This is a genomic window from Rhizobium redzepovicii (assembly GCF_019793435.1).
Lineage (GTDB): Bacteria > Pseudomonadota > Alphaproteobacteria > Rhizobiales > Rhizobiaceae > Rhizobium > Rhizobium redzepovicii.
Genome location: NZ_JAILYH010000011.1, coordinates 174,597 through 200,986 on the forward strand (window position 1 = coordinate 174,597; position 26,390 = coordinate 200,986).

Sequence of the window (26,390 nt, forward strand, 5' to 3'; positions counted from 1 at the left end):
TCTTCTTTTTATCAGGCGTCCAGGCTTTGCTGGAGCAGCCCTTTTAGATAGTCGGCCATGACCCCTTGGCCGACATCGTCTGCGACGAGGTCGTTGCGGACCTCGATCATCACATTGCGCAAGCCGTTCGACAGCCCGTGCAGGATCAGCGTGTGAGTCACGCCATCCTCAGGCCCGTAAGGCTGGTTGCGTTCCGTCCTGTAAAGCGGCGCCTCGGCCGCAGCCTCCAGCATGCGGTCGGCGAGCCGGCTGTCCTCGTCGTGCAATATGCCGAGTTCGACGGCGCGTTCGCGGCCGTGATAGACCGGCGTGAAGCTATGGATCGTCACGATGATGCTGTCTTGCCCCCTCGCCCGGCGATCGCGGATCAGCCCGCGGATGGCGTCGTGGAAAGGCACGTAGAGCGCGTCGGTGCGCGCAAGCCGTTCTTCGGCGGTCAAATCCGTGTTGCCGGGAACGGCATAGATCTCGCTTACTTCAGGCATGGCGCCGGGTGAACTCGGCGGCCGGTTGCAGTCGTAGATCAGCCGAGAGAACCGCTGATAGACGAGCGTCGCATCGAGCCCTTCCGATAAGCGGCGGGCGACTGAAAGAGCCCCCGGGTCCCAGGCAATGTGGCTTAAGAGCGCTTCGCTGGGCAGGCCGAGATCACCGAAATGAGCGGGAAGCACATTCGAAGCGTGCTCGCAGACGAGCAGCACCGGGCTTCGGCCGCCGACGCGCTCGATCCCGACGCAATCACCGTCCGCTTCGCTGAGGATTTTTGGCCCGGCCAGCACCAATGGCGCCACTCCTATCCCTTAATAAAAGCTTTCCAAGAAAAGAATTCTTCAGGTTTCGGTCACTGTCAAGCGTCGACTGAAAATTTCTTTTCATGACAGTAGTTGACATGGATTATGACAGCGTTGTTAACTTTGAGCGGGAAAGTGGCGCCAGACCACCCCGGGGAGCATCGTTAAGTGACAGTTGCATCGAAGACGGTTTCGGACGTCATACACTCGCATTTCGGGGTGCTGACGCGCGCCGAGAAGCAACTGGCCGAAAGCCTTCTCGACAATTATCCGGTATCCGGTCTCGGCAGCATCACCACGATCGCCGAGAATGCCGGCGTTTCAACGCCGACTGTCGTGCGCATGGTGCAGAAGCTCGGCTTCAAGGGCTATCCGGACTTTCAGGCGCATCTGCATCTGGAGGTCGAAGCGACGATCTCCAACCCGATCGCCAAGCATGATCGTTGGGCCCAGAACGCACCTGGCACGCATATCCTCAACCGTTTCGCCGATGCCATCATGAGCAATCTGCGCCAGACGTTGACCGATCTCGACACCGCGACCTTCGACAGCGTCGTCTCACTGCTGTCGGACCGCAAGCGCGGCCTCTATTTCGTCGGCGGCCGCATCACCGGCGCGCTTGCCGAATATTTCTTCACCCACATGCAGGTGATTCGGCCGGCGACGACGCTGCTGTCGTCGAACTCCAGCAGCTGGCCGCAATATGCTCTCAACATGAATGCCGGCGACATTCTGATCATCTTCGACATCCGCCGCTACGAGCAGGAGATGGTGAGCCTTGCCACTGCCGCTCGCAAACGCGGCGCAGAAATCGTCGTCTTCACCGACCAGTGGAGCTCGCCCGCCGCCAAGCTCGCCCGGCATGCCTTCCGCGTTCGGATCGAGGCGCCGTCGGCTTGGGACTCCTCCGTCGTCACCCTCTTCATCGTCGAAGCACTCATCGAGGCCGTTCAGAATTCCACCTGGGACGAGACGAAGGAGCGCATGAAGACGCTTGAGGGCTTGTTCGAGCAGACCAAGCTTTTCCGCAAACCGGGTTAGGAGGGACAAGAAAAACAAAGGGGAGAACAAGGACGGACTTTCGCGGAAACAGGTCGTGTCGTCGCAAATAAAACACGTGTCGCAAACGCCTGCTATTCATAGCAAAATTAACGTCATCCACCCGTCACACAAGCTTCATGTAAGCTGATTAACAGCATCGCCAGACACTGAAAACCCGAAGGAGAACAACAGTGATCTCTAACATTTCTCGACTTCTGTCGCTCTCTACTGCGATGATCGTGGCTTCGACCGCGATTGCCGCCGCCGAGCCGAGCGCTGAACTTATCGCCGCCGCCAAGAAGGAAGGCACCCTGACCACGATCGCTCTTCCGCACGACTGGTGCGGCTACGGCGACGTCATTGCGGGCTTCAAGGCCAAGTATGGCCTCGAAGTCAACGAACTGAACCCGGACGCAGGTTCGGGCGACGAAGTCGAAGCCATCAAGGCCAACAAGGGCAACACCGGTCCGCAGGCTCCTGACGTCATCGACGTCGGCCTCTCCTTCGGTCCGTCCGCCAAGAAGGACGGTCTGATCCAGCCTTACAAGGTTTCCACCTGGGATTCGATCCCGGACACGGCCAAGGATGCCGAAGGCTTCTGGTACGGCGACTATTACGGCGTTCTCTCGTTCCTCGTGAACAAGGACCTCGTCAAGGAATCGCCGGCCGACTGGACCGACCTGAAGAAGAGCGACTACGCAAACACGGTCGCGCTTGCAGGTGATCCGCGCAGCGCCAACCAGGCTGTCCAGGGCGTCTATGCTGCTGGTCTTTCCGCATCCGGCGGTGACGCGGCCAAGGCAGGCGAAGAAGGCCTGAAGTTCTTCGCCGAACTCAACAAGGCTGGCAACTTCGTGCCCGTCGTCGGCAAGGCGGCTCCCTTCGCTCAGGGCTCGACGCCCATCATCGTCGCCTGGGACTACAACGCCCTGTCCTGGGGCCAGAGCCTCAAGGGCAATCCTCCGTTCGAGGTTGTCGTTCCGAAGACGGGCGTCGTTGCCGGTGTCTACGTCCAGGCGATTTCGGCCTTCGCTCCGCACCCGAACGCTGCCAAGCTCTGGATGGAATACCTCTATTCCGACGAAGGTCAGCTTGGCTGGCTGAAGGGATATTGCCACCCGATCCGCTTCAACGATCTTGCCAAGAACAACAAGATCCCGAAGGACCTGCTCGACAAGCTGCCGCCGGCAGCAGCCTATGAAAAGGCTGTTTTCCCGACGCTCGAAGAGCAGGCGGCCGGCAAGGAAACCATCACCAAGAACTGGGATTCCGTGGTCGGCGCCAGCGTCAAGTAACCCCTGATCCTGCCTCCCCGCCCAACGGCGGGGAGGTTTTCTCACTCCGACGCCCCAGGATGAGCTTTTCCATGAGCACCGTCTCAACGCCTATGGTCAGCAGCGCCCCCTTGATCAACAGAGATCGCGTGATCGACTGGCTGGGCATTGCACCCTTCATTATCTTCTCGCTGCTGTTTCTGATCATCCCCACGCTTTATCTCGTGGCGGGCGCGTTCCTGACACCCGAGGGTAGTTTTACGCTGAAGAATATCGGCGATCTTTTTACGCCATCGATCATGAGCGCTTATTGGATCAGTATCCGCGTCTCGGTCGCCTCGGCTCTGGGCGGCGCGTTGATCGGCTTTTTCCTCGCCTGGGCCGTCGTGCTCGGCGGCCTGCCGAACTCGGTGCGCTCGACGCTTCTGACCTTCTCCGGCGTCGCCTCCAATTTCGCCGGCGTGCCGCTCGCCTTCGCCTTTCTGGCAACGCTCGGCCGCACCGGCCTCGTGACGGTCTTCCTGCGGGAATGGTTCGACTTCAACCTTTACAGCACCGGCTTCAACCTGCTGTCCTTCTTCGGCCTCACCATCACCTATATGTATTTCCAGATCCCGCTGATGGTGCTGATCCTGACGCCTGCGCTCGACGGCATGAAGAAGGAATGGCGTGAAGCCTCGCAGATCCTCGGCGCCACCAACCGTCAGTACTGGACGATGGTCGCGATGCCGATCCTCTGGCCGAGCCTGCTCGGCACGACACTGCTGCTCTTTGCCAACGCCTTCGGCGCCATAGCCACCGCCTTCGCGCTGACCGGCAGTTCGCTGAACATCGTGCCGATCCTGCTCTACGCGCAGATCCGCGGCGACGTTCTGCACAATGCCAACCTCGGTTACGCAATCGCGCTCGGCATGATCGTGATCACCGGCGTATCCAACGTCCTGTACCTCATGCTGCGCATGCGCGCCGAACGGTGGCAGAAATGAAAGCGCAACGTCTCGGAGCCTGGATCGCCATCATCCTGGGCGCGTCCTATTTCATCATTCCGCTAATCGGCACCATTGAATTTTCGCTGCGAATGCGCCGCGGTGAATACAGTCTCGATGCCTATCAGTCGGTCTTCTCGGACGCCCAGTTCCGCGAGACCTTCGGCTACTCCATGATGATGGCGCTTCTGACCATCGTCTTCGGCATGCTGCTCGTCGTGCCGACGGCCTACTGGGTGCGGCTGCGGCTGCCGCAGATGCGCCCGGTCGTCGAATTCATCACGCTGCTGCCGCTCGTCATTCCGGCAATCGTCATCGTCTTCGGTTATCTCAGGATGTACAACTCGTCGTCCTATCTGCCGCTGACGGGTTCGACGACCGGCACCAACATACTGCTGGTCTTCTCCTACATCACGCTGTCCCTGCCCTACATGTACCGCGCCGTCGACACCGCCATGCGCGCCATCGACGTCCGCACCCTGACGGAAGCAGCCGAAAGCCTCGGCGCGCGCTGGACGACCATCATGTTCAGGTGCATTTTTCCCAACGTCATGAGCGGCGTGCTGTCGGGTGCCTTCATCACGCTGGCGATCGTCATGGGCGAATTCACCTTCGCTGCCCTGCTCAACCGCCCGGCCTTCGGCCCCTACCTGCAGCTTGTCGGCGCCAACAAGGCCTATGAGCCTTCAGCACTGGCCGTCATCGCCTTCTCGATCACATGGCTCAGCATGGGCCTGCTCAACCTCGTTTCCCGCTTCGGCAAAGCCCGTCCGGCAAAGGCTTAAGGTAATCGGCTCATGTCTTTTCTCACGCTGACCAACATTCAGAAATCCTTCGGCCCGGTCCAGGTCGTCAAGAACTTCAACATGAACATCGAGAAGGGCGAATTCGTCTCCTTCCTCGGACCGTCAGGCTGCGGCAAGACGACCGTTCTGCGCATGATCGCCGGCTTCGAAACGCCGACCGGCGGCACGCTGACCATCAACGGCAAGGACCAGAGCGCGCTGAAGCCGAACCAGCGCAATATCGGCATGGTCTTCCAGGCCTATGCGCTGTTCCCGAACATGACGGTGCACGACAATGTCGCCTTCGGCCTGAAGGTCGCCGGCGCCCCCAAGCCTGAAATTGATGCCCGCGTCAAGGAAATGCTCGGCCTGATCAAGCTCGACCACCTCGCCGACCGCTTCCCCTACCAATTGTCGGGGGGCCAGCAGCAGCGAGTCGCTCTTGCCCGTGCGCTTGCCGTCAAGCCGCAGGTGTTGCTGCTCGACGAGCCGCTCTCCGCACTCGACGCCAAGATCCGCGTGTCGCTGCGCGAGGAAATCCGCCAGATCCAGCAGCAGCTCGGCATCACCACGGTTTTCGTTACCCATGACCAGGAAGAGGCGCTGTCGATCTCCGACCGCATCGTCGTCATGAACGCCGGCAAGGCCGACCAGATCGGTTCGCCCTTCGAGATCTATAATACGCCGGCAACGCGCTTTGTCGCCTCCTTCGTTGGGACGCTGAACCTCATCGAGGCCAAGGTCGTCGATCCCGACGCCAACCGCATCCAGATCGGCGATCAGGCCATCACGCTGAAGCAGTCGGTCGCAGCCCACAAGGCCGGCGAAACCATCTCGCTGGCGCTGCGCCCGGAAGCGGGCTCGCTCTCCGACACCGTCAGAAGCGATACCGCGCTCACCGGCCAGGTCGTCTCGGCCCACTTCCTGGGGTCGGTCATCCGCACCCGCATGAATGTCGGCGGCAACGTCATTTCCTTTGACATGTTCAACAGCCCCGGCGTCACCCCGCCGCAGGCCGGCGAAACGGTGACGCTGCGCTTCATGGCGGCCGATCTGCTGGTCATCCGCGACTGAGTTTGACAATACCGCTGACGCAAAAGGCGCCGCAAAACGGCGCCTTTTTCAGGTCGGTTGGCCGAACTGTCACCAAGCGTGATGCAGCCATCACCACAAAGCACTTGAACTCTCCCAACTCGGTGCCAGAAGTTGCCCAAACCAAATGAGCCGGGACAGCTCTTCGCCCGGCGTTTCAAGCGACGGGATATTTTCAATGATTACTTGCCACCTGCGTTATGTGATCGATCCGTACAAGCTCGCCGAATTCGAGGAATATGCCCGGCTCTGGATTCCGATCGTCAACAGGATGGGCGGCACCCATCACGGTTATTTCCTGCCATCCGAAGGCGCCAACAACATTGCCGTTGCATTGTTTTCCTTCCCGAGCCTTGCCGCCTACGAGGACTATCGAACCCGCATGGCAAGCGATCCGGAATGTCAGGCCGCTTTCGAACTCGACAAGCGCAACCGCAGTATCGTCAGCTATGAACGTAGCTTCATGCGGCCGGTGCTCAACTGATCGAACCGGCGGACGGCCGCTGCATATTAAAACCCCGCAGGTGAATTGACCCCCGAAAGTTGGACATCAACCTTCGGGGGTCAGTCAGTTCAAGGCCGCAGGGCTTGCGCTTGTCATACGCTCAGCGGATTGCCTGGTCGTCCACATCGAAGCGGTGCACACGCGCCTGATCCGGCGTCGCATAGACGGTCTCGTCGGGCTCGTACTGATGTTCGCCGAACAGACGCGCCGTCAGCAGGCCGCACTGATCGGATTCCAGATAGATGATTGTATCGGCGCCGAGATGCTCGACGTGCACGACCTTCGCTGCCCAACTCCCCTGCTCGCGCGATAATGTCATATGTTCGGGACGCACGCCGATCGTCTTGGCACTGTGATCCCCGACCTTTTCGGCCGCGATGAAATTCATCTGCGGCGAGCCGATGAATCCGGCAACGAAGACGTTCGCCGGACGATTGTAGAGTTCCATCGGCGAGCCGATCTGCTCGATCGCGCCGGCATTCAGCACGACGATCTTGTCGGCAAGCGTCATCGCCTCGACCTGGTCATGGGTTACGTAGATCATCGTCGCCTTCAGGCTGCGGTGCAGCCGAGCGATTTCAAGGCGGGTCTGAACGCGCAGCGCTGCGTCGAGGTTCGACAGCGGCTCGTCGAACAGGAAGAGTTCCGGTTCGCGCACAATGGCGCGGCCGATCGCGACGCGCTGGCGCTGACCGCCCGAGAGTTCGGCCGGCCGCCGCGCCAGATAGGGGGCGAGCGACAGCATGCCCGATGCCTTGCCCACTCGGCTATCGATCTCGTCCTTGGGCGTGCCCGCCTGCTTGAGGCCGAGGCCCATGTTGTCCTTGACCGTCAAGTGCGGATAGAGCGCATAGGACTGGAACACCATGGCAATGCCGCGCTTGGCCGGCGGCGTCAGCGTCTCGTCGCGTCCGTTGATGACGACGGCGCCCGAGGTGACGTCCTCAAGGCCGGCAATGCTGCGCAACAGCGTCGATTTTCCGCAGCCTGAGGGGCCGACGAAGATGACGAATTCGCCGTCCTCAACCTCGAGGTCGATGCCCTTCAGCACCTCATGCGTGCCATAGGTCTTGCGGATGGATTTGAGTTGAAGTGATCCCACTGATTTTTCCTTACAATCTGACCGGCTGGCCGGTGCGCACGCTCTCGTCGGCGGCAAGGCAGATGCGCAGCGACGCCACCGCATCGGCCATATGGCGATCGAGGTTCAGATCCTCGCGGATCGCCCTCAGCATGAAGGCCTGTTCCAAGTCGCAGAGCGCCTGATGACCGGGCTCGCCCGTCATCCTCATGTCCTGGTCGGGCCGGATGAACTTGCCGTCCGGCCCGGTTTCGGCCGTATGCAGACGGATCACGGAAGTCTTGGTGTGCGTGTCGATATCGTCGGACTTGGCGTTCGGATCCATGACGATCGACACCGCACCCTTCGGCGACATCACATCCTTCACGAAGAAGGCGGTCTCCGAGATCATCGGTCCCCAGCCGGCCTCGTACCAGCCAACCGAACCATCCTCGAAGAGCACCTGCAACTGACCGTAATTATACATGTCGGCGGCGATCTCGTCGGACAGCCGCAGCCCCATGCCGCGCACCTCGACTGCCCTTGCGTCGGTGATCTGACACATGACGTCGACATAATGCACGCCGCAATCGACGATCGGCGACGTGGTTTGCATCAGAGACTTGTGCGTCGCCCAGGTCGGGCCGCTGGACTGCTGGTTGAGGTTCATGCGGAAGACGTAAGGCGGGCCGAGCTTGCGCGCTTCCTCGATCAGCTTCGTCCATGAGGGGTGATGGCGAAGGATATAGCCGATCACCAGCTTGCGCCCGGCCTTCTTCGCGGCAGCGACGACCCTCTCAGCGTCGGCGACGGTGGTCGCCAGCGGCTTCTCGACGAAGACGTCGCAGCCGGCCTCGAAAGCGGCGACGGCATAATCGGCATGGCTGTCGGAATAGGTGTTGATCGAGCAGAGGTCCGGCTTCAGCTCGGCGAGCGCCGTCGCGAAATCGGGATGGATCGTATAGGCCTGCAGCTCGGGCTCCAGCTTCGGCGTCGAGCGGTTGACGAGACCGACGATCTCGAAGCCTGGATTGTTGTGATAGGCGAGCGCATGGCTGCGGCCCATGTTGCCGAGGCCGGCAACGAGGACGCGGATGGGTTTCTCGTGGCTCACTTGACGGCTCCTGACGTAATGCCGCGGATCAGCTGCCGCGAGAAGATGACGTAGAGAACGAGGATCGGCAGGATCGCCAGCGACAGCGCCGCCAGCACCGCGTTCCAGTTGGTGACGAACTGGCCGATGAAGATCTGCGAGCCGAGCGTTACCGTTTTCGTGGCCTCGGAGGGCGCCAGGATCAGCGGGAACCAGAGATCGTTCCAGATCGGGATCATCGTGAAGACGGCGACGGTCGCCATGGCCGGCCGAACCAGCGGCAGCACCAGGCGGAAGAAGATCGCATATTCGGAAAGCCCGTCGATGCGCCCGGCATTCTTGAGATCATCCGAGACCGTGCGCATGAATTCCGACAGGATGAAGATCGCCAGCGGTATGCCCTGCGCGGTGTAGACGAGGACCAGCGCCGTCAACGTATTGACGAGGCCTGCCGCCACCATGCCCTGCAGGATTGCCACCGTGCCGAGGCGGATCGGGATCATGATGCCGATCGCCATATAGAGCCCGAGCAGCGTGTTGCCGCGGAAGCGATATTCCGAAAGCGCGAAGGCCGCCATGGCGCCGAAGAGCAGTACCAGCAGGATCGAGACGATCGTCACGACGAAGCTGTTCTGGAAATAGGTGGCGAAATCGCCCTGACCGAGCACCGTCTGATAACCGACCAGACTGAATGTCGACGGCGTCGGCACCATCAGCGGCTCGCGGAAGATCGAGGCGCGATCCTTGAACGAGTTGACCACCGTCAGGAAAACCGGAAACAGCGCGACCAGTGTATAGGCGCCAAGCGCCAGATGCACGAGGCCGGTGCGGATCGGAGATGTGCGTGCCTTGGACATGCGCGCTCCTCAGAACTGGTAGCGACGCATGCGCCGCTGGATGACGAAGAGATAGAGCGAGACGCCGGCGAGGATGATGAGGAACATCACCGTGGCGATCGTCGCGCCCATCGAGCGGTCGCCGAGCTGAAGCTGGAAACCGAAGAAGGTGCGGTAGAGCAGCGTACCGAGAATATCGGTCGACATATCAGGTCCGGCGAGCGCCCCTTGCACCGTGTAGATCAGGTCGAAGGCATTGAAATTGCCGACGAAGGTCAGGATCGAGATGATGCCGATTGCCGGCAGGATCAGCGGCAGCTTGATCTTCCAGAATTGCGCCCAGCCAGTGATGCCGTCGCATTCGGCCGCCTCGATCACCTCTTCGGGGATGCTGAGCAACGCGGCATAAATCAGCATCATCGGAATGCCGATATACTGCCAGTTGGAGATCAGCGACACTGCGATCAGCGCCGAGCCGGGCTTGCCGAGCCAGGGCGCAAACAGGAATTTCAAGCCGATGAGATCGAGCATCCAGGGCGCCACGCCCCAGATCGGCGACAGGATCAGCTTCCAGATGAAACCGACGATGACGAAAGAGAGCAGCGTCGGCAGGAAGATCGCCGTGCGGTAAAAGGCGACACCGCGCAGCTTCGGCACCGAAAGCAGGGCGGCAAGCGCCACGCCGATCGGGTTCTGCACGCACATGTGGATAGCGAAGAAGATCAGGTTGTTGACCAGCGCGTTCCAGAAGTCATGCGCCCAGCGCGGATCGCCGAACAACACCCTGAAATTCGCAAGTCCGACGAAGGCCGGCTGACCGTCGACGATATTGTAGAGCGAAAGCCTAAGCGTTTCGATGAGCGGCAGCACCATGACGGCGGAATAGACGATCACCGCGGGCAGCATGAAGACGAAGATGTGCCAGCGCACCGGGCGCTTGATCGGGACGATATCGATCGCGTTGTCGGTTTGGCTCATGGCGTTTGCCTGTTCTCGTCGACTGGCCGCAATCCTGCGGGCGCAGATGGAAGATGTTGCGCCTCACCCGAACTCTCTGCCGACGGGGGAGAGAGGCAATACCCTGCTGGGATGCGAAATCGGGCTGAGAGGTCGCTGCGAGTCTGCTTCTCCCCGCGCGCGGGGAGAAGGTGGCCGGCAGGCCGGATGAGGGGCCGCAAACGCGGCCCCCCGCCACGTCACTTGGCCGGCTTGTACCAGCTGTCGAGGCCCTTCTGGAGCTTTTCGGCAGCGACCTTCGGCGTATCGGTGCCGTTGATCACGTTGGCGGACTCGACCCAGGTCTCGTTTTCAAGGTTCGGCGTGCCGCGTGACAGGATCTGGTAGGTCGAGCGCACGGTCGACTTGTACGGACCGCGCCAGGACACGAATTCCTGAGCGAGTGGATCGGACATCTTGACCGGGTTGGAGTTCAGGCTGAAGAAGCCCGGCAGCGCGTTGGCGTAGATATCGGCGAACTCGGGCGATGCGACCCAGCTGAGGAATTTCTTGGCTTCCTCGGCATGCGTGCTCTTCGCGTTTAGGGCAACGCCGATATCGGGATGGTCGGAGATGTAGCCGGTGTCACCGGCCTTCGGAACCGGCGGCGGGAACGCGCCCATCTTGAACTGGGCCTGCGTGTTGAACAGCGCGATTTCCCAGGAACCGGCCGGATAGATCGCGGCGCGGCCAAGCGTGAAGAGGTTCTGGCTGTCCGAGTAGGTCTGGGCTTCGAAGCCGTCCCCGAGATAGGGCTTCCACTTGGCAAGCTCTTCGTAGGGCTTGACCCAGTCGGCGTCCGTCAGCTTCTGCTTGCCGGCGATAAGCGCTTCGCGGCCCTCTTCACCCTTCCAGTAGTTCGGGCCGATGTTCTGGTAGCCCATAGTCGCGGCTTCCCAGAGATCCTTCGTGCCCATGGCGAGCGGGATGTAGGTACCGTCGGCCTTGATCTTGTCGAGGGCTGCATAGAACTCGTCCTGCGTCTTCGGCACGGAGATGCCGAGCTTGTCGAAGGCATCTTTGTTGTAGATGAAGCCGTGGATGACCGAAGCCATCGGCACGCAGAAGGTCGACTTGCCGTCGTCGGTGGTCCAAGCCGCCTTGGCGACGGCTGAGAAGTTCTCCATGCCCGGCAGGCTGGTAATGTCGACGAGCTGCTTCTTGTTGAAGAGTTCCAGCGAAGCGTCGAACGGGCGGCAGGTGATGATGTCCCCTGCGGAGCCGGCATCGAGCTTGGCGTTCAGCGAGGCATTGTATTCGGTCGGCGCGGTCGGCGAGAAGACGATCTTGATGCCCGGGTTCTTCGCTTCGAAGGCCGGAATGATCTTCTCCTGCCAGATCTGCAGGTCGTCGTTACGCCAGCTTTCGACTGTCAGCGTGACGTCGGCGGCATGGACGAGACCTGCCGAAGTCAGCAGGCTGGAGGCAAGCAGAAAGCTTTTCAGAGCAGTGTTTTTCATTTCCCTCTCCTGTGTTTTGAGCGCCGCAAGGCGCTGTTTTCGATCTGAAACAAGCAATTGGTGTGCTTGAGGAAACACCCAACGCCTCTTGGAGGGCCGCCAGCACCTGCCGGCCCCGAAAGCTCGACGGACGCAAAGGCGGATCGCTTGCGGCCGGACTGCGCGCTGCCCCGTGACCTGCATCGGGCGCGGCAAAATTGATCGGGAAAAGCCGATGGATACCGAACTTCGCCACCAGTCTGACAAGCGGTGGGTCGTTCTCTCGATCATCCTCGAAGCGGTTCCGGCTTGGCTTTGCCGCCGGTTTTCGCGGGCTTCGATGTGCTGTTCCCTTTTGCCGAATTAAGTCCAAAAAAATACCAATTGTCCAGCCGAATTTAACTTTTCTGCCCCAAAAAATTCATTAAAAAATTTTATCAAATAAAATCAACATGATAAAAAGACGAATTTTCTCTATCATTCCCACTTGGTAAATGGTATTTTTTTGGTATTGTAATAAAAAACATAGGGAACGGCGTATTCGGAGGCCCGATGACGGAGCTTGCAATCGGCATAGACGGCGGTGGAACGAGCTGCCGAGCCGCGGTCGCGGACAGACACGGCAATGTCATCGGCCGCGGCAAAGCAGGCCCGGCCAATATCCTGTCCGATTTGGAAAATTCTCTTCTCAACATTGTCGAATCCGCCCGGCAGGCGCTGATAGATGCAGGACTTGCGGCTGAAACCATCGCCTCTGTTGCATCAGTCGTCGGCGTCGCCGGCGCCAATGTCACGGATTACGGGCAGCGAATAAAAAAGGCCCTGCCCTTTGCCGAAGGCCGCGTCGTCACCGATGCGCTAATTGCCCTACAGGGCGCGCTCGGCGATGGCGACGGCATCGTCGGGGCCTTCGGCACCGGCTCGGTCTATAATGCCCGCAGGAACGGCCGGCTGAACGGCATCGGCGGTTGGGGCTTCATCGTCGGCGACCAGGCAAGCGGCGCCCGCCTCGGCCGCGACCTGATGGAGCGATCGCTGCTCGCCCATGACGGCGTGCGCCCGTCGTCTCCCATGACCGAAGCGATCATGGCCGAATACGGCAGCGATCCTGAGCGCATCGTCGAGTTCGCGCATTCGGCAAGACCGATGGATTTTGCCCGCTATGCACCTGTGGTCTTCGAACATGCGGCTAAGGGCGATGCCGTCGCGGTCGGCATCATCACGGACGCGGCAACGGCAATCGGCGAAAGCCTCGAAGCGCTGCTCTGGCCTGAATGCCCGTCGATCTGCCTGCTCGGCGGCCTTGCAGGAGCCTATGAGCCGTGGCTTTCCGAACGCTACAAGGCACGGCTTGCCAGGCCGAAGGGCGATGCCCTGCAGGGTGCGGTCGAACTTGCCGTCAAGCTCCTGCACGACGAACAGAGAGGTGCGGCATGACCGACGACCTGGCCACCCTCCTGTCCCTGGAGCGTCTGCAGGCGGCCGGCACCGGCCCGCTCTACGTCAAGCTGCGCCGTACGCTGGAAGAGGCCGTGCGCACCGGTACGCTCGGTCACGGCGATGCGCTGCCGCCGGAACGCGACATCGCGGAATTCGCCGCCGTCAGCCGCGTCACCGTGCGCAAGGCGATCGACGAACTCGTCGCCGACGGTCTGCTGGTGCGCCGCCATGGTTCCGGCACCTTCGTCGCCAAACCCGTCTCAAGGGTCGAGCAGCGCCTGTCGCAGCTTACCTCCTTCACCGAGGACATGGCGCGCCGCGGCATGTCCTCCCGTTCCGAATGGCTGCACAAGGGCATCCACACCCCCTCGCCCGACGAGATGATGATTCTCGGCCTCGGCACCGACGTGAAGGTTTCGCGCCTCTCCCGCCTGCGCATCGCCGACGACCAGCCGCTGGCAATCGAAAATGCCAGCGTCTCCGGCGAGTTTCTCCCCGATCCCGCCGCCGTCACCAATTCGCTCTATGCCGAACTCGAACGACTCCAGGTCCGCCCGGTGCGGGCCGTGCAGCGCATCTCGGCGACCAACATGAAGGAAGCCGACGCCCAGATTCTCGGTGTCTCCGTCGGTGCCGCCGGCCTGTCGATCGAGCGCATCTCCTATCTCGGCTCCGGCCGCGCCGTGGAATTCACCCGCTCGCTCTATCGCGGCGACGCCTATGATTTCGTCGCCGAGCTGACGATCGGGGTTACCTGAGCCTACCAGAAGCGAGTAATCCAGCGCTCATTTCCGGCGAGTTGATCGAAGATCGCATCGGCGGAAGTGATCGGTATCCCATTCAGCATGGCAGTGGCGGCGACAGCCGTTTATCGCCAGTCAGCGCCCATGCCCAGGCATGGGTATCGAGTAGAAGGGAATTCACTCGCCCCCTTCCCAGGCCGCAAGGTCGCCCTCATCCATGGGCGCGAAAAAGTCAGGCCCATTTCCAGCAACCAGCCCCTTGAGCAGGCCGATCTTGAAGGAAGATTGCACAATCGGCATGATCTTCACGACAGGCTTGCGTCCCCTAGCGATCACCACTTCTTCACCGGAAAGCGCGGCGTCGATCAATTTCGATAGATTGGCCTTCGCGGCATGGATAGTAACTTGCATCGCGGCCCCATTCGCTGCTTGGCAGAGAATGCCATTACAACATCAATTCGGCTATCGAATTCGAAAAGCTAGAACGCGGATCATTATTGAACCATATCAAAATCATAGAGCCGGAAAGTGAATCACTTCCCGGCTTTCATTCATTGAATCAGTTCCTGAGCGCGCCGCCTCAAGCGGCTGCGAAGACTCAGCAAATCAGGCGGCGTCTTCGATCTCCTCGCTGGTCTTGCGCGGCACGTAGTTTAGCACCGGCCCGAGCCAGCGTTCGACTTCGGAAACCTCCATGCCCTTGCGCTTGGCATAGTCTTCCACCTGATCGCGCTCCACCTTGGCGACGCCGAAGTAATAGGAGTCGGGGTGGCCGATATAGAGACCCGAGACCGATGAGCCCGGCCACATCGCATAACTCTCCGTCAGCTTAACACCGGCAGCCTTTTCCGCGTCGAGCAGCCTGAAGAGCGTTGCCTTTTCGGTGTGGTCGGGCTGGGCGGGATAACCCGGCGCAGGCCGGATGCCGGCATAGGCTTCGGTGATCAGATCCTCATTGCTGAGCGTCTCGTCTTTTGCATAGCCCCAATATTCGCGCCGCACCTGCTCGTGCATGCGCTCGGCAAAGGCCTCGGCGAAGCGGTCGGCCAGCGCCTTGACGAGGATCGAGGAATAGTCGTCGTTCGCACGCTCGAAGCGCTCGGCGATGGCGATTTCCTCGATGCCCGCCGTCACCACGAAGCCGCCGACATAATCCTGCACGCCGCTTGTGACAGGTGCCACGAAATCGGAGAGCGCCACGTTCGCCCGCCCATCGCGCTTCGAAAGCTGCTGGCGCAAGGTGTAGAAGGTGGCAAGCTCCTTGCTGCGGCTTTCATCGGTGAACAGCCGAATGTCGTCGCCGACGGCGCCAGCCGGCCAGAAGCCGATGACGGCGCGCGGGCGGAACCACTTTTCGTCGATGATCTTCTTGAGCATCGACTGCGCATCAGCCCAGAGCGCACGCGCCGCTTCGCCCTGCTTCTCGTCCTCGAGAATGGCGGGGTAACGGCCGCGCAGTTCCCAGGTCTGGAAGAACGGCGTCCAGTCAATATACCGCGCAAGCTCGGCCAGATCGTAATCCTCGAATACCCGCGTGCCGAAGAATTGCGGCTTCGTCGGCTGGTAGCCGGACCAGTCGACCTTATGCGCATTGTCGCGGGCCCGCGGCAATGGCAGGCGCACTTTCTCTGCCTCGCTGCGCGCATGGGCGGCCGCCACCTTGGCATATTCGGCCCTTGTATCGTCGACATAGCCCTGGCGCGTCTCCGGCGACAGCAGCGCCGAGACGACGCCGACGGCACGGCTCGCATCGGTGACGTAGATCGCCTGCCCCTTGTTGTAGCCGGGATGGATCTTCACCGCCGTATGCACACGGCTGGTCGTCGCCCCACCGATCAAAAGCGGGATCTCAAAACCCTGCCGCTCCATCTCGGCCGCGACATGCACCATCTCGTCGAGCGACGGCGTGATCAGGCCGGAGAGGCCGATGACGTCGACCTTTTCGGCAATTGCCGTCTCGAGGATCTTTGTCGCCGGCACCATGACGCCGAGGTCGACGATCTCGTAATTGTTGCAGGCCAGCACGACGCCGACGATGTTCTTGCCGATATCGTGCACGTCGCCCTTGACCGTCGCCATCAGGATCTTGCCGGCCGAGCGACGTTCTTCGCCGCCGTTCAGGCGCTTTTCCTCTTCCATGTAGGGCAGCAGCACGGCGACCGCCTGCTTCATGACACGCGCCGACTTGACCACCTGCGGCAGGAACATCTTGCCCGAGCCAAACAGATCGCCGACGACGTTCATGCCGGCCATCAGCGGCCCTTCGATGACGTGCAGCGGCCGGGCCGCCTGCTGGCGCGCCTCCTCGGTATCGGCTTCGATATATTCGGTGATGCCGTTGACCAGCGCATGTTCGAGACGCTTCTCAACGCTCCATTCGCGCCAGGAAAGATCCTGGACCCGGCCTTCCCTGGCGCCGGCGCCGCGGAAACGCTCGGCGACTTCGAGCAGCCGCTCGGTGCCGTCGGGGCGGCGGTTCAGCACCACGTCTTCGCAGGCCTCGCGCAGCTCCGGATCGATATTGTCGTAGACGGCGAGCTGGCCGGCATTGACGATGCCCATGTCCATACCCGCCTGGATGGCGTGGTAGAGAAACACGGCGTGCATCGCCTCGCGCACCGGCTCGTTGCCGCGGAACGAGAAGGACAGGTTGGAGACGCCGCCGGAGATATGGACGAGCGGCATGCGCTCGCGGATCGTTCGGGTCGCCTCGATGAAATCGACGCCGTAATTATTGTGTTCTTCGATGCCGGTCGCGACCGCGAAAATGTTCGGGTCGAAGATGATATCCTCGGGCGGGAAGCCGATCTTCTCTGTCAGAAGCTTGTAAGCGCGGGTGCAGATTTCCACCTTGCGCTCATAGCTGTCGGCCTGCCCCGTCTCGTCGAAGGCCATGACGACGACGGCGGCACCGTAATTGTGCAACAGCCGCGCCTGGGCGAGAAAATTCTCCTCGCCTTCCTTCAGCGAGATCGAGTTGACGATCGGCTTGCCCTGGACGCGCTTCAGGCCGGATTCGATGATCGAGAATTTCGAACTGTCGATCATCACGGGCACACGGGCGATATCGGGCTCGGCGGCGATCAGGTTGAGGAACTCGACCATCGCCTTTTCGGAATCGATCAGGCCCTCATCCATGTTGATGTCGATCACCTGCGCGCCGTTCTCGACCTGGTCGCGTGCGACGTCGAGCGCTGCCGTGTAGTCGGCATTGGTGATCAGCTTGCGGAACTTCGCCGAGCCGGTGACGTTGGTGCGCTCGCCGACATTGACGAAGGGGATGTCCTTGGTCAGCTCGAAGGGTTCGAGGCCCGACAGCGACATGAAAGGGCGATGCTCGGGAAGCGGCCGCGGCTTGTACTTGGCGACGGTCTCGGCGATCGCCCGGATATGCTCGGGCGTCGAGCCGCAGCAGCCGCCGACGATGTTGACCAGGCCTTCGCGGGCAAAGCTGTCGATCTGCGCCGCCATCAGCTCCGGCGTTTCGTCGTACTGGCCGAATTCGTTCGGCAGGCCGGCATTCGGATAGGCGCAGATGAAAGTATCGGCGACACCCGAAAGCTCCTGCAGATGCGGGCGCATCGCATTGGCGCCGAGGGCGCAATTGAGCCCGATGGTGAAGGGATTGGCGTGGCGCACCGAATTCCAGAAGGCCGACGGCGTCTGGCCGGAAAGCGTGCGGCCGGAAAGGTCGGTGATCGTGCCGGAGATCATAACGGGCAGGCGCACGCCCTTGGCCTCGAAGCGCTCCTCGCAGGCGAAGATCGCCGCCTTGGCGTTCAGCGTGTCGAAGATCGTCTCGATCAGGATGATGTCGGCGCCGCCGTCGATCAGGCCGTCGATCTGCTCGCCATAGGCGGAGCGCAGATCGTCGAAGGTAACGGCGCGGAAACCGGGATTGTTGACGTCGGGCGAAATCGAGGCGGTGCGGTTGGTCGGGCCGATGGCGCCAGCGACGAAACGGCGGCGGCCGTCCTCGCGCTCGGCACGCTGTGCCGCGCGGCGGACGATTTCCGCACCCTCCTTGTTGAGGTCGTAGACCGCCCCTTCCATCTCGTAATCGGCCTGGGCGATGCGGGTCGAGGAGAAGGTGTTGGTCTCGAGAATATCGGCGCCGGCCTTGGCGTATTTATAATGGATCTCTTCGATCGCATCCGGCTGGGTCAGGATCAGAAGGTCGTTATTGCCCTTCTGGTGGCAGGCGCAGCCGATAAAGCGGGTGCCGCGGAACTGGTCTTCGTCATAGCCCAGCCCCTGGATCTGCGTGCCCATGGCGCCGTCGAGGACGAGGATGCGCTCGCTCGCGGCTTTGCGCAGCGCTGCGAAAATTTCGTTGCCGTCACGTTTGCCCGTTTCCGGACCAAAAAGAGTATCGAACACGGGAGGGCTCCTTGACGTCGTAAGACCAGACAGTTCAAATCACATAAAGATATCTTTATGTCAATATATGCCTATCGATTTCGTGCTTTGCAAGTCTCAGCGGATGACAGGCTTGAACGGCCTCTATATAGGCAATTGACACGCATTGCCCACCAAATCGGAGGAGTATCATGGCACCCGCAACCGGCAACGCCGCGCTTGGCAACTGGACGAGCCGCGCCTATCACCGCGACTGGCTGCTTGCCCAGGCAAACGGCCTCTTCGATTTCTTCCAGCACAATTCGGTCAACCCAAAGGGCGGCTTCTACGATCTCGACGATAACGGCACGCCGCTCGATGCCGAGGGCCAAGTGCGCAGCATCCATATCGCCGCGCGCGCCGTGCATTGTTTTGCCATCGGCGCCCTGCTCGGCCGTCCGGGTGCTGCCGACGTCGTCGACCACGGCATGGACTATCTCTGGAACCATCACCGCGACCTGAGGAATGGCGGCTATTTCTGGTCGCTCGACAACAGTGGTCCGGTCGATTCCAACAAGCAGGGTTATGGCCATGCTTTCGTGCTGCTCGCCGCCTCATCGGCCAAGACGATCGGCCATCCGCTGGCCGACGGCATGCTTGCCGATATTACCGAGGTCCTGAACACCAAGTTCTGGGAGCCGCGCCACGGCGCTATCGCCGAGGAATTCACCGCCGACTGGCAGCCGCTCGACGGCGGCGCCTACCGCGGCCAGAACTCCAACATGCACCTGACCGAAGCGCTGATGGCCGCCTTCGAAGCATCAGGCGACCGGGATTACCTGACCAAGGCCGAAAGCATCGCCGACCTCGTCATCCGGCGCGCGGCCGGTTCGGTCGACTGGCGCGTCGCCGAGCACTTCGACGCCGAATGGAAGCTCGACAAGCAATACTATCATCCGAACGAAATGTTCCGCCCGGCCGGCACGACGCCCGGCCATTGGCTGGAATGGACCCGCCTCATCCTGCAGCTTTGGGCCCTCGGCGGCAAACGCATCGAGTGGATGCCGGATGCGGCCAAAGCCCTCTTCGAGCAATCCATGGCGCTCGGCTGGGACAGCGACAAGGGCGGCTTCTTCTATACGCTCGACTGGAACGACAAGCCCGCCAAGCGCAATAAGCTCTGGTGGCCGGCCTGCGAGGGTGCGGCCGCCGCCCATTTCCTCAACGAGCACCTGCCGAGCGACTATCACGAGGAATGCTACCGCAAAATCTGGAATGTGATCGAACGCGCCTTCATCGACCATCGGAACGGCGGCTGGCATGAGGAGCTGACGGAGGATCTCGTTCCCGCCCATTCGCTCTTCCCCGGCAAGGGCGATATCTACCACGCCCTGCAGGCCTGCCTCATCCCGCTCTTCCCGGCAACCGGCAGCCTGACGAAGAGCATTACTGAGGCCGGCGGCAGGCTCTGAGGTTCACTAACCGGCGCCCGCCTATCCAGCAAATGGCCGGCTCAGAGCAGCGGGTCGAGCCGCAGCGTGTCCAGATCCTTTGCCAGCATCAGCGCCAGGGCCTCGACCGCGAGATTGTGGTCGTCGCGCTGGGGCAGGCCGGAGACGGTGACCGCGCCGATGCAGCCGGTGCCCTTGACGTTGATCGGGAAACTGCCGCCATGCGGCGCATAATCGGCGCCGGAAAGCCCGTTATCCTCGACCGTCTTGCCGTCCTTGCCGAGCTTCAGGCCGGAGGCATAGCTGCTGCGGAAATAGCGCAGCACCATGTTGCGCTTGCGTCTGACCCAGTTGACGTTGTCGGGCGTCACGCCAGGCAGTGCGGCATAGAAGACCGGCATCGAATGCAGGGTCACATCGATCGCGATGCCGAGGCCGCGCTCGGTGGCAAGTTCCTGCAGGAGCTTGCCGAGCTGCCATGCCGTCGTCAGATCGAAAGCGTCGAAGCTCAGCGCCTTCTCCTGTTCCGCGATCCGGCTGAGATCCTGTTCGACTGTCATGGCTAAGCACTCCTCTGCCGTGATGATCCGCTGCGACCATTCTTGCGGGGAGCAAAAAAGTAAAGCAAAAACTTGGAGGTACCCCGGGCTCAGAGTTTCGGCGTCAGCATCTCGAAGCGGTCGCGGATGGTGGCGCAGGTATCGCCGCCGAGCCGCGCAATGGCATCGACGGCGGCCGGATCGACATGCAGCCGTTCCGGATCCACGACGCCGTCCTGATAATGCGCATAGACGATCTCGCCCATGACGATCTGCCGCGAGCGCCCGAGCTCCAGCGTCACATGCCGCCGGCATTCGAAGGCTGCCGGCGCCTCGGCGATCCAGGGCGAGGCCACCTTCGCGCCCGGCATCGCCGTCAACCCAGCCTCCTTCAACTCGTCGACGCCGCGGGGATAGCGAGCGCCGCAGACATGCATCGCCTCGGCGATGGCGAAAGAGACGATGTTGACCGTGAAGACCTCGGTCATGCGAATATTGTGGCCGGTGTCCTTGAACGACATGTCGGCATTGTTTTCGACCCCGATCGCGAGGATCGGCGGATCGGCCGAAAGGCAGTTGAAGAAGCTGAAAGGGGCTGCGTTGATCCGCCCGTGTTCGTCGACCGTCGTCACCAGCGCAATCGGCCGTGGAATGATCGTGCCGATCATCAGCTTGTAACGCTCGCGCTCACTGAGCTCTTTGAAGTCGAAGGAGATGGCCATGGCTCAGCCGAGCTTCCCGGCCGGCGCAAAGACGCCCATCGCTCCGGTGAAGGGTTTCGGCAGCGGCGAGGCGTAGGAGCCGCGCTTGCTGGTGGAAAGGCCGAGCGAAACCAGCGCCTCTGCCTGCTTGACGGCGGCCGAGACACCATCGATGACGGGCACGCCGTAGATATCCTGCAATTCCCTCGCCAGATCCGTCATGCCGGCGCAGCCCAGCACGATCGCCTCGGCGCCGTCTTCGGCAAGCGCCCGTTCGATCTCGGCCCTGAGCTTGCCGATTGCGCCCGAGGCCGGATCTTCAAGCTCGAGCACCGGGATATCGGAGGCGCGCACCTTGGCGCGCTCGCCCATGCCGTAGCGGCGCACCAGATTGTCGATCAGCACCCGTGACCGCTCCAGCGTCGTCACCACGGTGAAGCGTTGCGCTAGGAAACCCGCTGTCGCGACGGCGGATTCGCAGAGCCCGAGGATCGGCACATCGGCGAAACTCCGCGCCGCGTCGAGCCCAGTATCGTCAAAGCAGGCGATGACGGCCGCGTCGTAACCCGCCGCCCATCGTTCCTTCAGTTCGGAAAGCAGGCCGGGGATCGCCAGCGCCCCGTCATAATGGCCCTCGATGGAGACAGGCCCCATCTGCGAAGTGGCGGCGATGATTTCCGTGCCTGAAGCAGCCACCGCCCGCGCAGCGGTGGCCGCCTTCTCGGTCATGGAGGCCGTGGTGTTCGGATTGACGATGAGGATGCGCATGTCAGTTGATCTTTGCCTGCCGCCGGCTGAGCATCGTCATGATGCCGAGGGCGATGAGAATGATGGTGAAGGAAAACAGCGTCGTCACCGTGCCGAGCGCATAGAGCACCGGCGTCGTGACATTGGTGGTCATGCCGTAGATTTCGAGCGGCAGCGTATTGTAAGTGCCTGACGTCATCAACGTGCGGGCGAATTCGTCATAAGATAGCGTAAAGCCGAACAGGCCGACGCCGATCAGGCTCGGCGCGATCATCGGCAGCACGACATGGCGGAAGGTCTGCCATGCGGACGCGCCGAGGTCGCGCGCCGCCTCTTCATAGGCCGGCGAGAAGCGGTTGAAGACGGCAAACATGATCAGCACGCCGAAGGGCAGCGTCCAGGTGAGATGCGCGCCGAAGGCCGAGGAATACCAGGCGGGCTTCAGCCCGCCCTCCTGGAAGACGACGCCAATGCCGAGCGAAACGATGATCGACGGCACGACAAGGCTGGCGACAGTGGCATAGAACAGCACGGTCGAACCGCGGAAACGGCGGCGGAAGGCGAGGCCGGCGAGCAGCGACACGGTGACGGTCACGGCCATGACCATCAGCCCGAGGCTGAAGGAGCGCCGGAACGAGGCGCCGAAATCGCCGACCGCCTGTTTTTCGAACAGGTTGAAGAACCAATGGGTGGAAACGCCGTTCATCGGGAAGGTCAGCCCGCCGTCCGGCCCCTGGAAGGACAGGATCAGCACCGCCGAGAGCGGACCGTAGAGGAACAGCACGAAGACTGCGAAGAAGATCGCCAGCAGATAGAATTCGAGGCCGCGTTTTTCGTGGTTCATCTCAAAGCTCCTTGCGGATGTCGACGACGCGCAGGATGGCTGCGACCATCAGCAAAACCACGGCCAGCAGCACCACGGCATTGGCGGCCGCCGCCGGATATTGCAGCAGCGACATCTGGTTCTTCATCATCAGCGCCACCGAGGCGCTCTGGCCGCCGGACATCACCTGCACCGTCGAGAAATCGGCCATGACGAGGGTGACGACGAAGATCGTGCCGATCGCCATGCCGGGTTTTGCCAGCGGAATGACGACATTCCACAGCACCTGCCAGCCGGAGGCGCCGGCATCACGCGCCGCCTCGAACAGCGACCGGTCGATGCGCATCAGCGTGTTGAAGATCGGCGTGACCATGAACAGCGTATAGAGATGCACCATGGCGAGCACGACGGCGAAATCGGAATAGAGCAGCCATTCGATCGGCTGCGGGATGATGCCCATCTTAATAAGCGACGAATTGACAAGGCCATTGCGCCCGAGCACCGGGATCCACGAGATCATGCGGATGATGTTCGAGGTCATGAACGGCACGGTGCAGACGAGAAACAGGATCATCTGCGTCGAGGTCTTGCGGATGTGGAAGGCGAGGAAATAGGCGACCCAGAAACCGATGAGAAGCGTCAGCGCCCAGACGATCGCCGTGAATTTCAGTGTGTTGAGATAGGTCTTCCAGGTTACCCATGAACCGAGCGTGTCGGTGTAGTTCATGGTGAGGAAGTCGGGATAGAGGCCGGCGAAATCGTAGTCCCAGAAGCTGACGACGGTGATCATGGCGATCGGCAGCAGGAAGAAGAAGCCGAGGATGGCGATCAGCGGCGTCGCCTGGAGATAGGAGATGGCTGAGGGGGAGAGGCGCAACTTGCGGCGTATAGGCTGCTTGCTGTCTTCCGTTGCCGCTGCGATGGTCGCCATGATCGGTTCTCCGTTCTCACTAGATCAGGTGGGACGGGAGCGCGTGCAGCCCCCTCATCCGCCTGCCGGCACCTTCTCCCCGCTGGGGAGAAGAGGAATCGCGGCACCGTCTCGGCAGCCGCGAGCCTTGATCTTTTGTTGCCTGCCGAGCGGCAAGCTCCCCCTTCTCCCCAGCGGGGAGAAGATGCCCGAAGGGCAGATGAGGGGCGGAGCGCAGCGACGTCTAGAGCATCAGCAAAAGACAATGCTTCTCCGCCCCCTCGCCGATCAAGCAGCGATGAACTCGTTCCAGCGGCGGACCATGTAGCGGTCTTCGTCCATCACCGAGTTCCAGCAGGCGACGGCCCCCATGCGTGCTTCGAAGGCGCCGCCGTCGCGCACCGCACCGGCCTTCTCCATGACCTTGCCTTCGGGCGACAGGATATCGCCCTGCGCCGGCTTGCCTTCGATCCAATAGCCCCATTCGTCAGCCGACATGAAGTTCTTGGCGGTGTCCATGCAGGCGGAGTAGTAGCCCTGGCGGTTGAGATAACCGCCGACCCAGCCTGATGTGTACCAGTTGATATATTCATAGGCCGCGTCGAGCTCGGCGCCCTTCAGATGCGAGGCAAGGCCGAGTCCGCCGCCCCAGGCGCGGTAGCCTTCCTTGAGCGGCTGATACTTGCAGGCGATGCCTTTGGAGCGGACGGCGGCCACAGCCGGAGACCACATCGACTGGATAACGACCTCGCCCGAGGCCATCAGGTTGACCGACTCGTCGAAGCTCTTCCAGAAGGCGCGGAACTGGCCGTCGCCCTTGGCCTTGATCAGGAATTCGATCGTCTTGTCGATCTCTTCCTTGGTCATGTTGCCCTTGTCGGCATATTTGATGTTGCCCATGGCTTCCATGATCATCGCCGCATCCATGATGCCGATCGACGGGATGTTGAGGATCGAGGTCTTGCCCTTGAACTTCGGATCCATGATGTCGGCCCAGCTGGTGATGTCGCGGCCGACGAGATCCGGGCGGATGCCGAGCGTATCGGCGTTGTAGATTGTCGGAACCATCGTCATCCACTGCGTCGGCTCCTTGGCGAACTTCTTGGAGCCCTGCGCCTCGACGAAGCCGACCGTGTGCGGCGCCGTGCCCTGGGCGATGACGCTGTCTGCCTTCAATTTGCCGTTGATGAACAGCGGCACGATCTTGTCGTAATATTTGAGCTTCTTGACGTCCATCGGCTGCAGCACGCCCGTCGGAAACACCTTCTTGGCGATCCAGTATTCGATATCGGCAATGTCGTAGCTGTCGGGCTGGGTAACGGCCCGCTGGGCGGCGGCGTCGGAATCGGTCGCCGTCATCTCCAGAGTGATGCCGAGATCGGCTTTGCACTTCTCGGCGATGGCATTGATGTTCGAAACGCCGGTGCCGAACTGGCGAAGCGTGATGTTCGTCTTAGCCCAGATGGTGGGAAAGCCGGTGAGAGCGCCGGAGCCGGCAATGGCGCCGACGGCGGCGGCACCCGTCTTCAGCAGGGTGCGGCGGGAAAGACCCTTCGCGGCCTTGGTCGATGTCGTTTCAGTCGTCATGTCAGTTCCCCTTTTTTGATGTGGAAGGTCTTGGTTTTTGATTGGTCATGCGGAAGCGCGGCCGAGCAGCACGGCATCATCGAGTTCCCAGCTGAGCGCGACCGTCTCGCCGACGGCGACCGGGCGGGCGAAATAGTCGCTGTCGTCTGATATGACCGTGAAGTCGTCGCTGCCGGCGCCGAGCACGGTGATCTTCACGGAGGAGCCGCGATATTCGACGTTGGAGACGACGCCGTTGAAGCCGAGCGTCCATTCGCTCGCCACCTGCAAGCGCACGCGGTCGGTGCGAATGCCGATATCGACCGGTTCGCCGACCTCCCTGCCCGCCCCGCGCACGGAAAAGCTCTGCCCCTCCGGCACGGTCATGACGAGCACGCCGTCCTCGCTCGATGTCACCCGGCCGCTGAGCACGTTGTGATCGCCCATGAAGCGGGCGACGAAGGCGGTTGCCGGCTTCTCGAAGACCTCGCGCGGGGCAGCCGCCTGCTCGATCCGGCCATCATTCATGATGACCATGATGTCGGCGAGCGCCATCGCCTCTTCCTGGCTGTGGGTGACGTGCACGAAGGTGATGCCGAGCGACTTCTGCAGCTTCTTCAGTTCGGCGCGCATGCGGATCTTCAGGAACGGATCGAGCGCCGACAGCGGCTCGTCGAGCAGCAGCGCCTCAGGGTCGGTGATCAGTGCGCGCGCCAGCGCCACGCGCTGCTGCTGGCCGCCGGAAAGCTGGGCCGGACGCCTGTTAGCATAGGGCTCCATCTGCATCAGCTTCAGCATGTCGAGCGCCTTGGCCCGCCGCTCCGCCTTGTCGACGCCCTTCATCTTCAGGCTGAAGGCGACATTGTCGATGAGATCGAGATGCGGAAACAGCGCATAGGACTGGAACATCATCGCCGTGCCGCGCCGGGCCGGCGGGAAATCGGTGACGACTGTATTGCCGAGCCGGATATCGCCCGACGAGATGCTCTCATGGCCGGCGATCATGCGCAGCGTCGAAGTCTTGCCGCAGCCGGACGGGCCGAGGAAGCAGCAATAGGAGCCGGCCGGAATCTTCAGGCTGATCGCCTGTACCGCGGTCGTTGCCCCATAGACCTTCGAAACGGATACTATATCGATCTCTGCCGCTTTCGACATCATGCCTTCCCCTGTTTGGAAAAGACGATGCACTTGCCGTGCCAATTTGCCGACGACTTCTCAACCCATTGTGAATCAT

24 protein-coding genes are annotated in these 26,390 nt (G+C 61.6%); 9 read left to right on the plus strand and 15 right to left on the minus strand.

What is annotated here, in order from left to right:
• Positions 1-11: 11 nt before the first annotated feature.
• Positions 12-782 (minus strand): N-formylglutamate amidohydrolase, encoded by a 771-nt coding sequence (locus K6N12_RS19125; RefSeq protein ID WP_097628210.1) that lies wholly within the window; start codon positions 780-782, stop codon positions 12-14.
• Between the two features lie 177 nt (positions 783-959).
• Here K6N12_RS19125 and K6N12_RS19130 point away from each other — a divergent pair, with 177 nt between their 5' ends.
• From K6N12_RS19130 to K6N12_RS19155, 6 genes are all read left to right on the plus strand, one after another.
• Positions 960-1,832, plus strand: a complete 873-nt coding sequence (locus K6N12_RS19130; RefSeq protein WP_097628209.1) for a MurR/RpiR family transcriptional regulator — start codon at positions 960-962, stop codon at positions 1,830-1,832.
• A 191-nt stretch (positions 1,833-2,023) separates the two neighbouring features.
• Positions 2,024-3,127, plus strand: a complete 1,104-nt coding sequence (locus K6N12_RS19135; RefSeq protein ID WP_012558401.1) for an ABC transporter substrate-binding protein — start codon at positions 2,024-2,026, stop codon at positions 3,125-3,127.
• Positions 3,128-3,198: 71 nt separating this feature from the next.
• Entirely contained in the window at positions 3,199-4,092 is an 894-nt protein-coding gene (locus K6N12_RS19140) for an ABC transporter permease (protein WP_097628315.1), read from the plus strand.
• Entirely contained in the window at positions 4,089-4,877 is a 789-nt protein-coding gene (locus K6N12_RS19145; RefSeq protein ID WP_003593296.1) for an ABC transporter permease, read from the plus strand. The genes K6N12_RS19140 and K6N12_RS19145 overlap by 4 nt, the downstream gene beginning before the upstream one ends.
• A gap of 12 nt (positions 4,878-4,889) precedes the next feature.
• A complete protein-coding gene (locus tag K6N12_RS19150) occupies positions 4,890-5,951 on the plus strand; it encodes an ABC transporter ATP-binding protein (protein WP_097628208.1) in 1,062 nt (353 codons plus the stop codon).
• Positions 5,952-6,147: 196 nt separating this feature from the next.
• Positions 6,148-6,453 (plus strand): NIPSNAP family protein, encoded by a 306-nt coding sequence (locus tag K6N12_RS19155; RefSeq protein WP_097628207.1) that lies wholly within the window; start codon positions 6,148-6,150, stop codon positions 6,451-6,453.
• Between the two features lie 121 nt (positions 6,454-6,574).
• Here the strand turns inward: K6N12_RS19155 and K6N12_RS19160 are convergent, their stop codons facing one another.
• The 5 genes from K6N12_RS19160 to K6N12_RS19180 form a co-directional block, all read right to left on the minus strand.
• Positions 6,575-7,576, minus strand: a complete 1,002-nt coding sequence (locus K6N12_RS19160) for an ABC transporter ATP-binding protein (protein ID WP_097628206.1) — start codon at positions 7,574-7,576, stop codon at positions 6,575-6,577.
• A gap of 10 nt (positions 7,577-7,586) precedes the next feature.
• The gene (locus K6N12_RS19165) at positions 7,587-8,648 is read right to left on the minus strand and encodes a Gfo/Idh/MocA family protein (protein ID WP_097628205.1); all 1,062 of its coding nucleotides are present in this window, start codon (positions 8,646-8,648) and stop codon (positions 7,587-7,589) included.
• On the minus strand, positions 8,645-9,484 hold the full coding sequence (locus tag K6N12_RS19170) for a carbohydrate ABC transporter permease (RefSeq protein WP_097628204.1): 840 nt from the start codon (positions 9,482-9,484) through the stop codon (positions 8,645-8,647). Before K6N12_RS19170 ends, K6N12_RS19165 begins: the two co-directional genes overlap by 4 nt.
• A gap of 9 nt (positions 9,485-9,493) precedes the next feature.
• Entirely contained in the window at positions 9,494-10,441 is a 948-nt protein-coding gene (locus tag K6N12_RS19175) for a carbohydrate ABC transporter permease (RefSeq protein WP_097628203.1), read from the minus strand.
• A gap of 218 nt (positions 10,442-10,659) precedes the next feature.
• Positions 10,660-11,919, minus strand: coding sequence for an ABC transporter substrate-binding protein (locus tag K6N12_RS19180; RefSeq protein WP_097628202.1), 1,260 nt, complete (start codon positions 11,917-11,919; stop codon positions 10,660-10,662).
• Between the two features lie 531 nt (positions 11,920-12,450).
• Here K6N12_RS19180 and K6N12_RS19185 point away from each other — a divergent pair.
• Entirely contained in the window at positions 12,451-13,335 is an 885-nt protein-coding gene (locus tag K6N12_RS19185; RefSeq protein WP_097628201.1) for a glucosamine kinase nucleotide-binding domain-containing protein, read from the plus strand.
• Positions 13,332-14,096, plus strand: coding sequence for a GntR family transcriptional regulator (locus K6N12_RS19190; protein ID WP_097628200.1), 765 nt, complete (start codon positions 13,332-13,334; stop codon positions 14,094-14,096). The genes K6N12_RS19185 and K6N12_RS19190 overlap by 4 nt, the downstream gene beginning before the upstream one ends.
• A 162-nt stretch (positions 14,097-14,258) precedes the next feature.
• Here the strand turns inward: K6N12_RS19190 and K6N12_RS19195 are convergent, their stop codons facing one another.
• Together K6N12_RS19195 and metH are read right to left on the minus strand one after the other, a co-directional pair.
• Positions 14,259-14,492, minus strand: a complete 234-nt coding sequence (locus K6N12_RS19195; RefSeq protein WP_097628199.1) for a type II toxin-antitoxin system Phd/YefM family antitoxin — start codon at positions 14,490-14,492, stop codon at positions 14,259-14,261.
• Positions 14,493-14,687: 195 nt separating this feature from the next.
• Entirely contained in the window at positions 14,688-18,461 is a 3,774-nt protein-coding gene (metH, locus tag K6N12_RS19200; protein WP_097628198.1) for a methionine synthase, read from the minus strand.
• Between the two features lie 170 nt (positions 18,462-18,631).
• Between metH and K6N12_RS19205 the strand changes: the two genes are divergently transcribed.
• Positions 18,632-19,891 (plus strand): AGE family epimerase/isomerase, encoded by a 1,260-nt coding sequence (locus K6N12_RS19205; protein ID WP_097628197.1) that lies wholly within the window; start codon positions 18,632-18,634, stop codon positions 19,889-19,891.
• Between the two features lie 41 nt (positions 19,892-19,932).
• Here K6N12_RS19205 and K6N12_RS19210 read toward each other — a convergent pair whose 3' ends face one another.
• The 7 genes from K6N12_RS19210 to K6N12_RS19240 form a co-directional block, all read right to left on the minus strand.
• Positions 19,933-20,430, minus strand: a complete 498-nt coding sequence (locus tag K6N12_RS19210) for a heme-degrading domain-containing protein (protein ID WP_097628196.1) — start codon at positions 20,428-20,430, stop codon at positions 19,933-19,935.
• 89 nt (positions 20,431-20,519) lie between these two features.
• Positions 20,520-21,131 (minus strand): flavin reductase family protein, encoded by a 612-nt coding sequence (locus K6N12_RS19215; protein ID WP_003593270.1) that lies wholly within the window; start codon positions 21,129-21,131, stop codon positions 20,520-20,522.
• A 3-nt stretch (positions 21,132-21,134) separates the two neighbouring features.
• Positions 21,135-21,878, minus strand: coding sequence for an aspartate/glutamate racemase family protein (locus K6N12_RS19220; RefSeq protein WP_097628195.1), 744 nt, complete (start codon positions 21,876-21,878; stop codon positions 21,135-21,137).
• Between the two features lies 1 nt (position 21,879).
• A complete protein-coding gene (locus K6N12_RS19225) occupies positions 21,880-22,701 on the minus strand; it encodes an ABC transporter permease (protein ID WP_097628194.1) in 822 nt (273 codons plus the stop codon).
• Between the two features lies 1 nt (position 22,702).
• Positions 22,703-23,611, minus strand: coding sequence for an ABC transporter permease (locus tag K6N12_RS19230; protein ID WP_097628193.1), 909 nt, complete (start codon positions 23,609-23,611; stop codon positions 22,703-22,705).
• A gap of 267 nt (positions 23,612-23,878) precedes the next feature.
• Positions 23,879-25,177, minus strand: coding sequence for an ABC transporter substrate-binding protein (locus tag K6N12_RS19235; protein WP_097628192.1), 1,299 nt, complete (start codon positions 25,175-25,177; stop codon positions 23,879-23,881).
• Positions 25,178-25,222: 45 nt separating this feature from the next.
• Positions 25,223-26,311, minus strand: coding sequence for an ABC transporter ATP-binding protein (locus K6N12_RS19240; protein WP_097628191.1), 1,089 nt, complete (start codon positions 26,309-26,311; stop codon positions 25,223-25,225).
• Positions 26,312-26,390 lie beyond the last annotated feature (79 nt).

What these genes read in the sequence shown, in the direction of transcription:
- K6N12_RS19195 (WP_097628199.1), bottom strand. Translation starts at nt 14,492, where the DNA reads ATGCAAGTTACTATCCATGCCGCGAAGGCCAATCTATCGAAATTGATC.
- K6N12_RS19140 (WP_097628315.1), top strand. Translation starts at nt 3,199, where the DNA reads ATGAGCACCGTCTCAACGCCTATGGTCAGCAGCGCCCCCTTGATCAAC.
- K6N12_RS19180 (WP_097628202.1), bottom strand. Translation starts at nt 11,919, where the DNA reads ATGAAAAACACTGCTCTGAAAAGCTTTCTGCTTGCCTCCAGCCTGCTG.
- K6N12_RS19150 (WP_097628208.1), top strand. Translation starts at nt 4,890, where the DNA reads ATGTCTTTTCTCACGCTGACCAACATTCAGAAATCCTTCGGCCCGGTC.
- K6N12_RS19190 (WP_097628200.1), top strand. Translation starts at nt 13,332, where the DNA reads ATGACCGACGACCTGGCCACCCTCCTGTCCCTGGAGCGTCTGCAGGCG.
- K6N12_RS19210 (WP_097628196.1), bottom strand. Translation starts at nt 20,430, where the DNA reads ATGACAGTCGAACAGGATCTCAGCCGGATCGCGGAACAGGAGAAGGCG.
- K6N12_RS19220 (WP_097628195.1), bottom strand. Translation starts at nt 21,878, where the DNA reads ATGCGCATCCTCATCGTCAATCCGAACACCACGGCCTCCATGACCGAG.
- K6N12_RS19185 (WP_097628201.1), top strand. Translation starts at nt 12,451, where the DNA reads ATGACGGAGCTTGCAATCGGCATAGACGGCGGTGGAACGAGCTGCCGA.
- K6N12_RS19145 (WP_003593296.1), top strand. Translation starts at nt 4,089, where the DNA reads ATGAAAGCGCAACGTCTCGGAGCCTGGATCGCCATCATCCTGGGCGCG.
- K6N12_RS19235 (WP_097628192.1), bottom strand. Translation starts at nt 25,177, where the DNA reads ATGACGACTGAAACGACATCGACCAAGGCCGCGAAGGGTCTTTCCCGC.
- K6N12_RS19175 (WP_097628203.1), bottom strand. Translation starts at nt 10,441, where the DNA reads ATGAGCCAAACCGACAACGCGATCGATATCGTCCCGATCAAGCGCCCG.
- K6N12_RS19170 (WP_097628204.1), bottom strand. Translation starts at nt 9,484, where the DNA reads ATGTCCAAGGCACGCACATCTCCGATCCGCACCGGCCTCGTGCATCTG.
- K6N12_RS19155 (WP_097628207.1), top strand. Translation starts at nt 6,148, where the DNA reads ATGATTACTTGCCACCTGCGTTATGTGATCGATCCGTACAAGCTCGCC.
- K6N12_RS19225 (WP_097628194.1), bottom strand. Translation starts at nt 22,701, where the DNA reads ATGAACCACGAAAAACGCGGCCTCGAATTCTATCTGCTGGCGATCTTC.
- K6N12_RS19230 (WP_097628193.1), bottom strand. Translation starts at nt 23,611, where the DNA reads ATGGCGACCATCGCAGCGGCAACGGAAGACAGCAAGCAGCCTATACGC.
- K6N12_RS19240 (WP_097628191.1), bottom strand. Translation starts at nt 26,311, where the DNA reads ATGTCGAAAGCGGCAGAGATCGATATAGTATCCGTTTCGAAGGTCTAT.
- K6N12_RS19205 (WP_097628197.1), top strand. Translation starts at nt 18,632, where the DNA reads ATGGCACCCGCAACCGGCAACGCCGCGCTTGGCAACTGGACGAGCCGC.
- K6N12_RS19215 (WP_003593270.1), bottom strand. Translation starts at nt 21,131, where the DNA reads ATGGCCATCTCCTTCGACTTCAAAGAGCTCAGTGAGCGCGAGCGTTAC.